The organism is Pseudomonas sp. RIT-PI-a (assembly GCF_001187875.1).
Classification (GTDB): domain Bacteria; phylum Pseudomonadota; class Gammaproteobacteria; order Pseudomonadales; family Pseudomonadaceae; genus Aquipseudomonas; species Aquipseudomonas coleopterorum.
Genome location: NZ_LGIR01000013.1, coordinates 155532 through 169387 on the forward strand (window position 1 = coordinate 155532; position 13856 = coordinate 169387).

The following is a 13856-nucleotide window of genomic DNA, read 5'->3' on the forward strand; positions in this document are numbered from 1 at the left end:
CACCCTAAACCACCGGTGCGACGCTTTTCAATATATTTGACACCCAGCGCACACAGGCCCACGGATGTGCGTTTTATCCAACAAGCGAGGGGTTTCCTGCATGAACATCACCAGCATCGTCGACTTCGCCCAACACAGCGTCACCCCGGAACGCTACCGCCCGGCGCCTGAAAAAATCCTCGGCGGCGACCCCGAACAGACACTGTTCAACCACTACCAGAGCCCCTGCGGACAAATGAACGCGGGGGTCTGGGAAGGCCAGGTGGGGCAATGGACGGTCAACTACACCGAGCACGAATATTGCGAAATCGTGCAGGGCGTTTCCGTGCTGCGTGACGACCAGGGCAACGGCAAGACATTGCGCGCCGGCGACCGCTTCGTGATCCCTGCAGGCTTCACTGGCACCTGGGAAGTGCTGGAGGCGTGCCGCAAGATCTATGTGGTGTTCGAATCCAAATAAGCACCGCGCCCCATGCCTAGATCCAGGAGCTACAACCGTTGATGACACGACGTTATTTCGCTATCGGCTCCGCCCTGCTGGCTACCGGTGCGGCTTTCTATCGTTTCGCCCAGGCTGACGAAAAACGCCCCACGACCGGCGGCAACTACACGCCCCAGGTGCATTACGCACCGCCCACAGGCTTCATGAACGACCCCAATGGCCTGGTGTTTTTCGACGGCGAATATCACCTTTACTATCAACACAACCCGTCGGCGGCGACGATGGGCAACGTGCACTGGGGACACGCTGTCAGCCCTGATCTTCTCAATTGGCAGACCTTGCCCACCGCCTTGTTCAACACCCCGGCCGGTCAGGCGTTCAGCGGCAGCGCGGTGGTTGACCAGCACAACCTGAGCGGACTGTTCCAGGCACAACCAGACGCCGGGGAACAAGCGGGCGGCATCGTCGCCATCTATACGCGCGCTTCGGCAACCCTGCAGACCCAGGAAATCGCCGCCAGCAGCGACCGCGGGCGCAGCTTTGTCGAGTACGCTCACAACCCGGTGCTGGACATCGGTTCCAGCCAGTTCCGCGACCCCAAGGTCTTCTGGCACGCGCCGGAACAGTGCTGGATCATGGTGGTGGTCGAGGCACGCTCGCATCGGGTGCTGTTCTACGGCTCGGTCGATCTGAAATCCTGGGACAAGCGCGGTGAATTCGCAGACAGCGGCCTGCTGGGCATCGACTACGAGTGCCCGGACCTGATCCGTGTACCCGTCGAAAACGGCGGCGAGCGTTGGGTCCTGATCCTTTCGATCAACCCCGGTGGCCCCCTGGGCGGCAGTACGGTGCAGTATTTCATCGGCGACTTCGACGGCCGGCAGTTCACCGCCGAGGACCGCGTCACGCGGCTGATGGACTTCGGCAAGGACTTCTACGCCTTTCAAAGCTTCTCCAACCACTCCGGGGCACCGGTGGGCCTGGCCTGGCTCAGCAACTGGCAGTACGCCAACGAGGTGCCTGCCTCACCGTCCAGAGGCATGATGACACTGCCACGCACCCTGGGATTGCGGCGCGTGGGCAAGGACTGGCGGCTGGTGCAGCAGTTCGTCGACCTCGCTCCCTTGGCGGGCAAGGTCCTGATCGACGACACCCGGCCATGGGGCAGCGCAACGCTGGCCACTGCCGCGTTGCCCGCTGGCGAGGCGATCGAGGTGCGTCTGGAAGTTGAATTGCAGCCAGGTGCCTTGGTGATGGTCCGTCTGTCCAATCAGGCTGGAGAAACCCTTGAGGCCGGATTCGACGCGGGCCCTTTCGGCGGCTTGTTCATCGACCGACACGGTGCGTCAGGCTTTGAGCAGCGCTATTTCGTCGACCGGTTTTCGTATGCCTTCCAACCTGATACCCGCACCATGGACATGCACCTGGTGATCGATCGTTCCTGCCTGGAGTTGCTCGGTGCCGCAGGCAGCGCGGCAGGGACTGCGCTGTACTACACGAAATCGCCATTGGAGCGCATCAGCGTTGTTGCACAAGGAGGAAACGCTCGCCTGAGCAAGGTTTTCGTCACCACCCTGAACCCCATCACCAACGCCCAAGCTCAGCATCGCTAGATCGAAAGCCTGGGCCTGCGCAAAACCGGGCACAAAAAAAGGCCCGCATCTTTCGATGCGGGCCTTTTTCTGGTCGCCAAAATCAATTACTTGATTTTGCCTTCCTTGTACATCACGTGCTTGCGAACAACCGGATCAAATTTCTTGATCTCGATCTTGTCCGGGGTAGTACGCTTGTTCTTGTCGGTAGTGTAGAAGTGACCAGTACCGGCGCTCGAGATCAAACGAATCAATTCACGCATGATAAAGCTCCCTTAGATCTTGCCAGCTTTGCGAATTTCGGCCAGCACGACAGTGATGCCGCGCTTGTCGATGATACGCATGCCCTTGGCGGATACGCGCAGGCGAACAAAACGTTTCTCTTCTTCAACCCAGAAGCGGTGATGCTGCAGGTTCGGCAGGAAACGACGACGGGTTTTGTTGTTTGCGTGGGAAATGTTATTCCCAGTCACCGGACCCTTACCGGTAACTTGACAGACTCTCGACATGCCTCAGCCCTCTAAAACCACATGCCCAACCCGGCATGGGTTGGCCGCTTATCTTTCAGTCATTTGGCGCACGGCGCCGCGTTTCTTCAGGGTCTTACCCGCCTCACCGTGAAGGCAGAGGAACAGGGCCCTAGAAAAGAGCGCTGCTTTATACCAGAAAGCCTGCGGCGCAACAACTCCAGATGCACAATCGATGTACCGCGCTGCGCGGGCATCGGCCCATGTTCAGCGCTGGCGGGCGTGCAGCGGCATGACCACTCGTCGCGCAGAAAAACGATTTAGGGATAGTCAACGCCGCTCGACATCTCTAGGGTAGGACTTTTCTCCAGACTGCATAGGCAGATGGGCCCTCGACACGCCAAGGAACACACCATGCGTCTTGCGACTTTGCCGTTCTTGCTTGCTCCCCTGTTTGCCTCCGCACTGGTGCATGCCGCACCGCTGACGGTTTGTACCGAAGCCAGCCCCGAGGGCTTCGACGTGGTGCAGTACAACTCGCTGACCACCACAAACGCGTCAGCCGACGTGTTGATGAACCGCCTGGTAGAGTTCGACGCCAAGGCCGGCAAGGTCATTCCCAGCCTGGCGGACAGCTGGACCGTGTCGGCCGATGGCCTGATCTACACGTTCAAGCTGCACCCAGGGGTCAAATTCCACGACACCGCCTACTTCAAGCCAGACCGTGAGCTGAACGCGCAGGACGTGCTGTTCAGTTTCCAGCGCATGCTCGACCCGGCCAATCCCTGGCACAAAGTGGCGCAAAGCGGCTTTCCGCACGCCCAGTCGATGCAACTGCCCGGCCTGATCAAGAAAGTCGAGGCACCTGATCCACTGACCGTACGGTTCACCCTGGATCATCCCGATGCAACGTTCCTGGCGACCCTGAGCATGGGCTTCGCCTCGATCTATTCGGCGCAATACGCCGATCAATTGATGAAAGCCGGCACTCCGGAAAAACTCAACAGCCAGCCGATCGGCAGCGGGCCCTTCGTATTCGTGCGCTTCGAAAAGGACGCCGTGGTGCGCTACAAGGCCAACCCGGACTACTTTGCCGGCAAGCCTGCCGTCGACCCTTTGCTGTTCGCCATCACCCCGGACGCCAACGTGCGCCTGCAGAAGCTGCGCCGCAACGAGTGCCAGCTGACCCTGTCGCCCAAGCCCCTGGACATCGCTGCGGCCGCCGACGACAAGAGCCTGAAAGTGATCAAGACCGAGGCTTTCATGACCGCGTTCGTGGCCATCAACAGCCAGCACCCGCCTTTGGACAAGCCTGAAGTGCGCCAGGCCATCAACCTGGCCTTCGACAAGGACAGCTACCTCAAGGCCGTCTTCGAAGGCACTGCCGAGGCTGCCAACGGCCCCTACCCGCCCAATACCTGGAGCTATGCACGGGACTTGCCCGGCTACAAGCAGGATGCGGCCAAGGCGCGCGAGTTGCTCGCCAAGGCGGGCTTGAAGGACGGCTTCAACACCACGATCTGGACCCGCCCTTCGGGCAGCCTGCTCAACCCCAATCCCAGCCTGGGCGCGCAGCTGTTGCAGGCCGACCTGGCCAAGGTCGGCATCAAGGCAGAGATCCGCGTGATCGAATGGGGCGAGTTGATTCGCCGTGCCAAGGCCGGCGAGCATGACCTGCTGTTCATGGGCTGGGCCGGCGACAACGGCGATCCGGACAACTTCCTCACCCCGCAGTTTTCCTGCGCAGCCGTGCAGTCGGGCACCAACTTCGCACGCTATTGCGACAAGGGCTTGGACAAGCTGATCAGCGACGGCAAGGCAGTGACCGATCAGGCCCAGCGCAGCAAGCTGTACCAGCAGGCCCAGGCTCTGATCCAGAAGCAGGCGCTGTGGCTGCCGCTGGCCCACCCCACCGCAGCCGTGCTGGCGCGCGAAGGGGTCGAGGGCTACACCGTCAGCCCGTTCGGTCGGCAGGATTTCTCCAGGGTGTCAGTGGAGAAATAGGCTGCCACTACCGGCCTCTTCGCGGGTAGAACCCGCTCCCACAGTGGATTTTCGTATCACCACAGATCCCTGTAGGAGCGGCCGGTGCATGCACAGCCTAATCTCGCCCCTTACATCCACCCATGCTCGACCATCGACAACGGCTCGCCTTCGCCGATGATGATGTGGTCGAGCACCCGCACATCCACCAGCGCCAACGACTCCTTGAGGCGCTGGGTCAGCGAGCGATCGGCCTGGCTCGGGGTCGGGTTTCCGGAAGGGTGATTGTGCGCCAGGATCAGCGCTGCCGCATTTGTGGCGATGGCCCGCTTGACCACTTCACGCGGATACACCGCCGCGCTGTCGATGGTGCCGCGAAACAGTACTTCGAAACCCAGCGGCTGATGCTTGGTGTCCAGAAACAGGCAGCCGAACACTTCCTGGCGCTCATGGCGCAGCTTGGCCTTGAGGTAATGGCGCACCGACGATGGATCTTCCATGGCCGGCCCACGGTTCAGCCGCTCGGCCATGTAGCGGCGGTTCATCTCGATGGAGGCCTGCAACTGGGCGTACTTGGCAGGGCCCATGCCGAAGTGCTGGCTGAAGGTTTTCTGGTCGGCTTCGAGCAAGGCGCGCAGACCGCCGAAGCGGATCAGCAGGTTGCGTGCAACGTCCACGGCGCTGTGTCCAGCCACGCCGGTGCGCAGGAATATCGCCAACAACTCGCCATCGGAAAGACTGCCCGGACCATGCGCCAGCAGGCGCTCTCGCGGACGCTCGGCCTCGGGCCAATCGCGAATACTCATCCCCACTCCCTGTCTGTGTGCCTCGCTGTTCCATAGCGAGCGCTGTGCTATCTTAGCGCAACTTTTTGCACGGCGACCCGGCCCCGGAAGGCGGTTTCTCCGTGGTGTTATTACCAGATATAAAGGCAGGCCTATGCAGCGGCTGTATCGAAAACGCATCATTCTGGGCGTCGGCGGCGGCATTGCCGCCTACAAGAGCGCCGAGCTGGTACGTAGGCTTCTGGAGCAGGGCGCCGAAGTGCGCGTGGTAATGACCAAGGGCGGCAGCGAGTTCATCACGCCTCTGACCCTGCAGGCGCTGTCCGGCCACCCGGTGCATCTGGACCTGCTCGACCCGGCGGCCGAAGCTGCCATGGGCCACATCGATCTGGCCAAATGGGCCGACCTGGTCCTCATCGCCCCGGCCACCGCCGACCTGATGGCACGCCTGGCCCAGGGCCTGGCCAACGACCTGCTGACCACCCTGGTACTGGCCACCGACGCCACCGTGGCCATCGCCCCGGCCATGAACCAGGCCATGTGGCGCGACCCGGCCACACAGGACAACCTGCACCTGCTGCGCAGCCGCGGCCTCAAGGTCTTCGGCCCGGCCGCTGGCAGCCAGGCCTGCGGCGACATCGGCCTGGGCCGCATGCTTGAAGCCACCGAACTGGCGCTGTGCGCGGCCGAATGTTTCGAGCATCTGGCACTGACCGGCAAGCACGTGTTGATCACTGCCGGGCCGACCCAGGAAAACATCGACCCGGTGCGCTACATCACCAACCACAGCTCCGGCAAGATGGGCTTTGCCCTGGCCGAAGCGGCCGTCGAGGCCGGCGCCCGCGTTACCTTGATCTGCGGCCCGGTGCACTTGCCCACGCCCGACCGCGTCACCCGCATCGACGTGGTCAGCGCGCGCGACATGCTCGCCGCCTGCGAGGCTGGCATGCCCTGCGACGTGTTCATCGCGTCCGCCGCCGTGGCCGACTATCGTCCCGAAGTGGTGGCTGCGCAGAAGCTCAAGAAAGACCCCAGCAGTGGTGACGGCCTGCTGTTGCAGATGGTGCGCAATCCGGACATCCTGGCAACCATCGCCGGTCGCGCCGATCGCCCATTCAGCGTCGGCTTCGCGGCCGAGACCGAGCACCTGCTCGACTACGCCGCGCGCAAGCTCAAGGACAAGAACCTGGACTTGATCGTGGCCAACGACGTCGCCAACCCCAGCATCGGTTTCAACAGTGAAGAAAATGCCTGCAGCGTGATCGACCGCCAGTTGCAGACCACTGCTTTCGCCCAGACCAGCAAGGGCAAGATCGCCCGCCAGCTGGTTTCCTTCATCGCCAAGCGCCTCGATCAGGTTTAACGACATCCATGCACGCCCTACAAGCCAAGATCCTTGACCCACGTCTGGGTCAGGACTTTCCACTGCCTCACTACGCCACACCCGGTTCCGCAGGCCTGGACCTGCGCGCCATGCTGCAGCAAGACACCCTGCTGGCACCTGGACAGACCCTGCTGATCCCTACCGGCCTTTCGATCTATATCGGTGATCCGGGCCTGGCAGCGATGATCCTGCCGCGCTCGGGCCTGGGCCACAAGCACGGTATCGTGCTCGGCAACCTGGTCGGCCTGATCGACTCCGATTACCAGGGCGAACTGATGGTCTCGTGCTGGAACCGTGGCGACAGCGAGTTCACCCTGACGGTGGGCGAGCGCATCGCTCAACTGGTGCTGGTTCCTGTGGTGCAGGCTCACTTCGAACTGGTCGAAAGCTTCGACGAAAGCCAGCGCGGGACCGGCGGTTTCGGTCACTCCGGCACGCAGTAAACGGCCATGCAGACCCAGCGGCCGTGGCGATGCCCGTCCGCCTCAAAGCGTTCAATGCGGAGATGACAGGTGAAAGGATTTCCTCGCAATGCCAAGACGGCCGAGCACGGCCAGGCTTCGAACGCGCGGACCACCGCCGGTAACCAGGCACTGCTGATCGCCGTCGTCGGCGTGCTCGTCGCCTTGCTGCTGATCTGGTTTCTGGTCGTCGCGCCGCTCACCGGCCGTGCCTTCCAGAACGCCGAGGCGACCGCCGCCGCGCCTTTCACCGCAGGTCTGGACACCGTGATCGCGCGCCAAGCCGGCGTAACGGCTACCTTGGCTCACTCACCGGCACTGACGGCTGCGCTGGCGAGCCAGGACTCTTCGCTCATCGCTCAAGCCGTTGGCGCCGTGCCCTTGATCGATGGCCTGCAGGGCGTGCGCCTGAATCTGCCGGGGCAGACCAAAGTCGATCAGCAGGGTGCTGCGCCGATCAATTTTGCCGTACTGGACATGATCAGCCGCGCCGAACGCGGTACTGCCACTGCGCCCGAGGCCTACAAGGTCAACGGGCGCTGGTGGATCTACAACGTCGCCACCGTCCAGCAAAGCTCGACATCCCCAGTGCTGGGTACGCTGGTACTGGCCTTCGAGATGCAGCCCCTGACTCAGGCCCTGGCACTGCCCGACGCCGAATTCGGCCAACTGCGCCTGCAGCAGAGCGTGCTGGGCAGCCCGCCACAGGTGCTGGTCGAGCAAGGCAGCAATGCGTCGGCCATGCGCTATCCGTATCCGACCGCCAACCCCAACTGGCGCCTGGAATTCAGTCCTGGGCCGCTGTTCCAGCCACCGTTTGCCTGGAGTGCACTGGGTCTGATGATGCTTGCCGCGGCGATCGCCATCGGCTGCGCCGCGCTGGCGGTACGTCTGGCACAACGCCAACTGTATGCACGCATCGAGGCCGACGCGCGGCAGCTCGAGCAGTTGCTCGAGGAGTTGTCCGGCGGCAAGGCGGTCAAGGCGTTCGGCCTGAGCCTGGCGCCCCTCAACGGCCTCGCACAGGGCCTGGCGCGCCTGTCCCTGCGCGAGGGCGCCGCGCGTCCGGCCGACAGCAGCACGGCCGCGCCTGCGCCCGTGCCGGTCGTGGACGACTGGACCAATCCGATCTTCCAGGACATCGACATGCTCGAGCTCGACGCCACCGACCCTGTCGTCGAAGCGAGCGACATGCCGCCGGCGCTGCCCCACGGCATCTTTCGCGCCTATGACATTCGCGGCATCGTCGGCAGCACCTTGAATGCCGACACCGCCTATTGGGTGGGCCGTGCCGTCGGCGCGCAAAGCCTGGCCATGGGCGAGGCCAACGTCAACGTCGGCCGCGACGGGCGCCTGTCCGGCCCCGAGCTGGTGCAGCCATTGATCCAGGGTCTGGTCGGCGCCGGTTGTCACGTCAGCGACGTGGGCCTGGTGCCGACACCTGCGCTGTACTATGCCAACCACGTGCTCAGCGGCCGCTCCGGTGTGATGCTGACCGGCAGCCACAACCCGCCGGACTACAACGGCTTCAAGGTGGTGATCGCCGGCGACACGCTGGCCAACGAACAGATCCTGGCCCTGCACCAGCGCCTGCTGCACAACGACCTCAGCCAAGGCCAGGGCAGCGTCGAGAAGGTCGAGATCCTGGAGCGCTATGTGGCGCAGATCCGCGATGACATCGTTCTCACCCGCCGACTCAAAGTCGTGGTCGACTGCGGCAACGGCGCCGGTGCCGTGGTAGCGCCGCAGCTGATAGAGACTCTGGGATGCGAAGTCATCCCGTTGTTCTGCGAGGTCGACGGGCATTTCCCCCATCATCATCCGGACCCGAGCAAGGCCGCCAACCTGCAGGCGTTGATCGCCAAGGTCAGCGAAACGGGCGCCGACCTGGGCCTGGCCTTCGATGGCGACGCGGACCGTGTGGGCGTGGTCACCAACACCGGCCGCATCATCCATCCCGATCGCCTGCTGATGCTGTTCGCGCGCGACGTGCTGTCGCGCAACCCCGGCGCCGACGTGATCTACGACGTCAAATGCACGCGTCGCCTGGGCCCGCTGATCAAGGAACACGGCGGCCGCCCGGTGATGTGGAAGACCGGGCATTCCCTGATCAAGAAAGAAATGAAGCGCACCGGCGCGCTGGTGGCCGGGGAAATGAGCGGGCACATCTTCTTCAAGGAACGCTGGTTCGGCTTCGACGACGGCATCTACAGCGCTGCGCGACTGCTGGAAATCCTCAGCCGCGAACACCTCAGCGCCGAAGACGTCTTCGCCGCATTCGCCGACGACGTGTCGACGCCCGAGCTGAACATTGCAGTGACCGAAGACAGCAAATTCGGCATCATCGACGCCCTGCACCACGGCGCTCAGTGGGGGGATGCCCAGCTCACCCTCATCGACGGCGTGCGCGTGGACTACCCTAGAGGCTGGGGCCTGGTCCGCGCCTCCAACACCACCCCCGTGCTGGTGACGCGTTTCGAGGCAGAAGACGCCGAGGAACTCGAACGAATCCAGGGCGTCTTCCGTACCCAGTTGTTGAAAGTCGCACCCGATCTGCACCTACCGTTCTGACCACTTGTTTCACTGGAGCCCCGCATGACCCTCGAACGTGATGCCGCCACCAACGTCGCCAAGGTATTGTCCGAAGCGCTGCCCTATATCCGCCGCTTCGTCGGCAAGACCCTGGTGATCAAGTACGGCGGCAACGCGATGGAGAGCGAGGAGCTCAAGACCGGTTTCGCCCGCGATATCGTGCTGATGAAGGCTGTCGGCATCAACCCGGTGGTAGTGCACGGCGGCGGGCCGCAGATCGGCGACCTGCTCAAGCGCCTGTCCATCGAGAGCCATTTCGTCGACGGCATGCGCGTCACTGACGCCCAGACCATGGACGTCGTGGAGATGGTGCTCGGTGGCCAGGTGAACAAGGACATCGTCAACCTGATCAATCGCCACGGCGGCAGCGCCATCGGCCTGACCGGCAAGGACGCCGAGCTGATCCGCGCACGCAAGCTGACGGTGACCCGTCAGACCCCTGAAATGACCAAGCCGGAGATCATCGACATCGGTCACGTCGGGGAAGTCAGCGGGGTCAATACCGATCTGTTGAACATGCTGGTCAATGGTGACTTCATCCCGGTGATCGCGCCCATCGGCGTGGGTCCGGATGGCGAGTCCTACAACATCAACGCCGACCTGGTGGCGGGCAAGGTGGCCGAGGCGCTCAAGGCCGAGAAGCTGATGCTGCTGACCAACATTGCGGGCTTGATGGACAAGGAAGGCAACGTGCTGACCGGCCTGACCACCGAGCAGGTATCCGGCCTGATCGCCGACGGCACCATCTACGGCGGCATGCTGCCCAAGATCCGTTGCGCGCTGGAAGCGGTCCAGGGTGGCGTGACCACTTCGCACATCATCGACGGCCGCGTCCCCAATGCCGTGCTCTTGGAAATCTTCACCGACAGCGGCGTCGGCACCCTGATCAGCAACAAGAAGATCGGTTGACCTGACCGCGCGCGGTGCATCAAAAGCACCGCGACGACCGCCGACGCGGTTACAGCGGGGATTCGAGAAGCTTGACCAACCGGGTTCGCTGCTGGGCGAACCCGGCGTCCGCTTCGCTGCGTGTCTGCTGCAGTTTGGCGATTCGCGCTTGGGCGTCGATGATCTGAGCCTGCACGTCACGCAACTGGTCGAGCATCGATGTCGACACTTCCTGACCCGCCCGCTCCTGCGCCGCCGCCTGCCCCTGCAGCGTGGTCTGCTGACCCTGCAAGGTCTGCACGTTCGCCGTGGCCACGGCAATCAGGGCATCGATCTCAGCCCTGCGACGAGCACTGGCCTTGTCCAGCTCTTCCAGCGATGGATAGCGGTCGAGCAACTGCGCATCGGCTTGCGACTGCACTTGGGCTTGTTGCTTGAGGCGTATTTCTTCGGCCGTCGGCGCAGGCGGCACGGTCTGTACCACCCGACCGCTCTGGTTGAGTACCTGATAACCCTTGCCCACGTACTCCGGCGGTACGCCCTGGCGATCCAGCACCGTCACGCCGCGGCTATCGACATAGCGATAGAGCAGCATGACCGGTGCCTGCGCGGCCACGGCCAAGACCGGGAGCAGGCCGAACGCTGCGACCACCACCGCCCGCCATCGCACGTGACTAGATACCGTACTGCGCACGATAGGCTTCGACCGCCGGCAGATGCTGCTTGAGCTGCGCGTCGTCGGCGAGGAATTCCAGCACTTGATTCAGCGAAACGATGCTGACCACGGGCACGCCGAAGTCACGTTCCACTTCCTGAATGGCCGACAGCTCGCCATTGCCACGCTCCTGGCGATTGAGGGCAATCATTACCCCTGCCGCGGTCGCGTTCTGCTGCTGGATGATCTGCATGACTTCACGGATGGCCGTACCGGCAGTGATCACGTCGTCGATGATCAGCACGTTGCCGGCCAGGGGCGAACCGACCAGGCTGCCACCTTCGCCATGCGCCTTGGCTTCCTTGCGATTGAAGCACCAGGGCACGTCCAGCTGATGCCTTTCGGCCAGTTGCACCGAAGTGGCAGCGGCCAGGGGAATACCCTTGTAGGCGGGCCCGAACAGGACGTCGAAAGCGATGCCGCTGTCGACGATGGCTGCGGCATAATAGCGCGCCAGTTCGGCCAGCGCGGCACCGGTGTTGAACAGGCCGGCATTGAAGAAATAGGGACTGGTACGCCCTGATTTCAGGGTGAATTCGCCGAAACGCAGAACGCCTCGATCAATTGCAAAACGAATGAAGTCGCGCTGATAGGCCTGCATCGAAAAAGTCCCGGATACCACGGATTTAGCTAATTAGGTAGAGCTCGGGTATCATACACGCACAAGATTTTTGGGGCCATGTATGCGGATCATCAGTGTGAACGTCAATGGTATTCAGGCGGCAGTCGAGCGCGGGTTGCTCAGTTGGCTGCAGGCCCAGAATGCCGACGTCATCTGCTTGCAGGACACCCGTGCTTCCGCCTTTGAACTGGATGACGCCGCCTTCCAACTGGACGGCTACTTCCTTTATGCGTGCGATGCAGAAGTTCCAGCCCAGGGCGGTGTGGCGCTGTACTCGCGGTTGCAACCCAAGGCGGTCATCAGTGGGCTGGGCTTCGAGACAGCCGACCGCTACGGGCGTTATCTGCAGGCAGATTTCGATAAACTCAGTATTGCCACCTTGCTGCTGCCTTCGGGCATGAACGGCGATGAAGACTTGAACCAGAAGTTCAAGCTCATGGACGACTTCGGCAAGTACCTGGACAAGCAACGGCGCAAGCGTCGCGAATACATCTACTGTGGTTCGCTGTATGTTGCACAGCAGAAACTCGACATCAAGAACTGGCGCGACAGTCAGCAGTCGCCCGGCTTCCTGGCGCCCGAGCGGGCCTGGATGGACGAAATCGTCGGCAACATGGGTTACGTCGATGCGTTGCGCGAAGTCAGTCGCGAAGGCGACCAGTACAGCTGGTGGCCCGACAACGAACAGGCCGAGATGCTCAACCTGGGCTGGCGCTTCGACTACCAGCTGCTGACCCCAGGCCTGCGACGCTTCGTGCGCAGCGCGCGCCTGCCGCGCCAGCCCCGCTTTTCCCAGCACGCGCCACTCATCGTGGACTACGACTGGACCCTGACGATCTGATCGCCAGGCACAAAAAAGCCGACCTTGCGAGGTCGGCTTTTTTGTGGGCTTCTTGCAGAGCTTGGACACTGTGGGAGCGGGGCGGGCGGCGAGCCCTCTGCCCGCGAAGGCCGCGCTGCGGTGAATCAGACAGACCGCATGCAACGCCGACGCGGCTCGCGCCGCTGCTACAAAAGCACCGCAATCCCCTGTGGGAGCGGGGCGGGCGGCGAGCCCTCTGCCCGCGAATGCAGGCCCCTGCGGTTGGTCTGATGCACCGCAGTGTCTGCATTCGCGGGCAGAGCCCGCTCCCACACAAAGCCAGTCCTACTGAAAGCCAGCCTTACAGGGAATTCGCATTCGCGGAGGCTTGCGTCACTCGGCCAGGGCAGCTTTCTGCAGGGCGAAGATCTCTTCCATGCCCTGCTGGGCCAGTGCCAGCATGGCGTTGAGGTCGGCCGGCTGGAACGGCGCGCCTTCGGCGGTGCCCTGCACTTCGATGAAGCCACCGGTGCTGGTCATCACCACGTTGAGGTCGGTCTCGGCAGCGGAGTCTTCCAGATAGTCGAGGTCCAGGACCGGTTCGCCCTGGTACATGCCCACCGACACGGCAGCAATCATCTGCTTGAGCGGATCGCCGCCCTTCAGGCCGCCGCGCTTCTTGACCATCTTCAAGGCATCGACCAACGCCACCATGGCACCGGTGATGGACGCGGTCCGCGTGCCACCGTCGGCCTGGATGACATCGCAGTCGACGTACAGCGTGATGTCGCCCAGCTTGCTCATGTCCAGCGCCGCACGCAGCGAGCGGCCGATCAGGCGCTGGATTTCCAGAGTACGGCCGCCTTGCTTGCCACGGCTGGCTTCACGCTGGTTACGGTCGCCGGTGGCGCGCGGCAGCATGCCGTATTCGGCGGTCAACCAACCCTGGCCCTGCCCCTTGAGGAAGCGCGGCACGCCGTTTTCGACGCTGACGGTGCAGATCACCTTGGTGTCGCCGAACTCTACCAAGACAGACCCTTCGGCGTGCTTGGTGTAGTTGCGAGTGATGCGGATCGAGCGGAGCTGATCGGCGGCGCGACCACTTGGACGTTTCATCGGGATA

14 protein-coding genes are annotated in these 13856 nt (G+C 63.0%); 8 read left to right on the plus strand and 6 right to left on the minus strand.

Going from position 1 to position 13856, the window contains the following annotated elements; translation table 11 throughout:
- The first annotated feature begins 100 nt into the window (after nucleotides 1-100).
- Nucleotides 101-460 carry a cupin domain-containing protein gene (locus tag AC788_RS09195; RefSeq protein WP_049860357.1) on the plus strand — a complete coding sequence of 120 codons (360 nt, stop codon included), beginning with the start codon at nucleotides 101-103 and terminating at the stop codon, nucleotides 458-460.
- A gap of 41 nt (nucleotides 461-501) precedes the next feature.
- Entirely contained in the window at nucleotides 502-2055 is a 1554-nt protein-coding gene (locus AC788_RS09200; protein ID WP_201777937.1) for a glycoside hydrolase family 32 protein, read from the plus strand.
- A gap of 86 nt (nucleotides 2056-2141) precedes the next feature.
- On the opposite strand, the gene rpmG is transcribed toward AC788_RS09200, so the two are convergent.
- Nucleotides 2142-2297 carry a 50S ribosomal protein L33 gene (gene rpmG, locus AC788_RS09205; RefSeq protein ID WP_022960960.1) on the minus strand — a complete coding sequence of 52 codons (156 nt, stop codon included), beginning with the start codon at nucleotides 2295-2297 and terminating at the stop codon, nucleotides 2142-2144.
- A gap of 12 nt (nucleotides 2298-2309) precedes the next feature.
- The gene (gene rpmB, locus AC788_RS09210; RefSeq protein ID WP_007894701.1) at nucleotides 2310-2543 is read right to left on the minus strand and encodes a 50S ribosomal protein L28; all 234 of its coding nucleotides are present in this window, start codon (nucleotides 2541-2543) and stop codon (nucleotides 2310-2312) included.
- Between the two features lie 372 nt (nucleotides 2544-2915).
- On the opposite strand from rpmB, the gene AC788_RS09215 reads away from it, so the two are divergent.
- On the plus strand, nucleotides 2916-4505 hold the full coding sequence (locus tag AC788_RS09215) for an ABC transporter substrate-binding protein (protein ID WP_049860359.1): 1590 nt from the start codon (nucleotides 2916-2918) through the stop codon (nucleotides 4503-4505).
- Between the two features lie 110 nt (nucleotides 4506-4615).
- Here the strand turns inward: AC788_RS09215 and radC are convergent, their stop codons facing one another.
- Nucleotides 4616-5290: a RadC family protein gene (gene radC / locus AC788_RS09220; RefSeq protein WP_049860360.1), complete on the minus strand. Its 675-nt coding sequence runs from the start codon at nucleotides 5288-5290 to the stop codon at nucleotides 4616-4618.
- Between the two features lie 133 nt (nucleotides 5291-5423).
- Here radC and coaBC point away from each other — a divergent pair, with 133 nt between their 5' ends.
- The 4 genes from coaBC to argB all read left to right on the plus strand — a co-directional run bounded on the left by coaBC (nucleotide 5424) and on the right by argB (nucleotide 10615).
- The gene (gene coaBC, locus AC788_RS09225) at nucleotides 5424-6632 is read left to right on the plus strand and encodes a bifunctional phosphopantothenoylcysteine decarboxylase/phosphopantothenate--cysteine ligase CoaBC (protein ID WP_049860361.1); all 1209 of its coding nucleotides are present in this window, start codon (nucleotides 5424-5426) and stop codon (nucleotides 6630-6632) included.
- An 8-nt stretch (nucleotides 6633-6640) separates the two neighbouring features.
- Nucleotides 6641-7096 (plus strand): dUTP diphosphatase, encoded by a 456-nt coding sequence (gene dut / locus AC788_RS09230; protein WP_049860362.1) that lies wholly within the window; start codon nucleotides 6641-6643, stop codon nucleotides 7094-7096.
- Between the two features lie 1209 nt (nucleotides 7097-8305).
- A complete protein-coding gene (locus tag AC788_RS09235) occupies nucleotides 8306-9685 on the plus strand; it encodes a phosphomannomutase/phosphoglucomutase (RefSeq protein WP_236690499.1) in 1380 nt (459 codons plus the stop codon).
- 24 nt (nucleotides 9686-9709) lie between these two features.
- The gene (gene argB / locus AC788_RS09240) at nucleotides 9710-10615 is read left to right on the plus strand and encodes an acetylglutamate kinase (protein ID WP_049860364.1); all 906 of its coding nucleotides are present in this window, start codon (nucleotides 9710-9712) and stop codon (nucleotides 10613-10615) included.
- A gap of 49 nt (nucleotides 10616-10664) precedes the next feature.
- Here argB and AC788_RS09245 read toward each other — a convergent pair whose 3' ends face one another.
- Both AC788_RS09245 and pyrE read right to left on the minus strand, forming a co-directional pair.
- Nucleotides 10665-11189, minus strand: coding sequence for a DUF4124 domain-containing protein (locus AC788_RS09245; RefSeq protein ID WP_442965539.1), 525 nt, complete (start codon nucleotides 11187-11189; stop codon nucleotides 10665-10667).
- 79 nt (nucleotides 11190-11268) lie between these two features.
- Nucleotides 11269-11910: an orotate phosphoribosyltransferase gene (gene pyrE / locus AC788_RS09250; protein WP_049860366.1), complete on the minus strand. Its 642-nt coding sequence runs from the start codon at nucleotides 11908-11910 to the stop codon at nucleotides 11269-11271.
- An 82-nt stretch (nucleotides 11911-11992) separates the two neighbouring features.
- Here pyrE and AC788_RS09255 point away from each other — a divergent pair, with 82 nt between their 5' ends.
- A complete protein-coding gene (locus AC788_RS09255) occupies nucleotides 11993-12772 on the plus strand; it encodes an exodeoxyribonuclease III (protein WP_043192186.1) in 780 nt (259 codons plus the stop codon).
- Between the two features lie 354 nt (nucleotides 12773-13126).
- Here the strand turns inward: AC788_RS09255 and rph are convergent, their stop codons facing one another.
- A complete protein-coding gene (gene rph, locus AC788_RS09260) occupies nucleotides 13127-13849 on the minus strand; it encodes a ribonuclease PH (RefSeq protein ID WP_049860367.1) in 723 nt (240 codons plus the stop codon).
- Nucleotides 13850-13856: the final 7 nt, after the last annotated feature.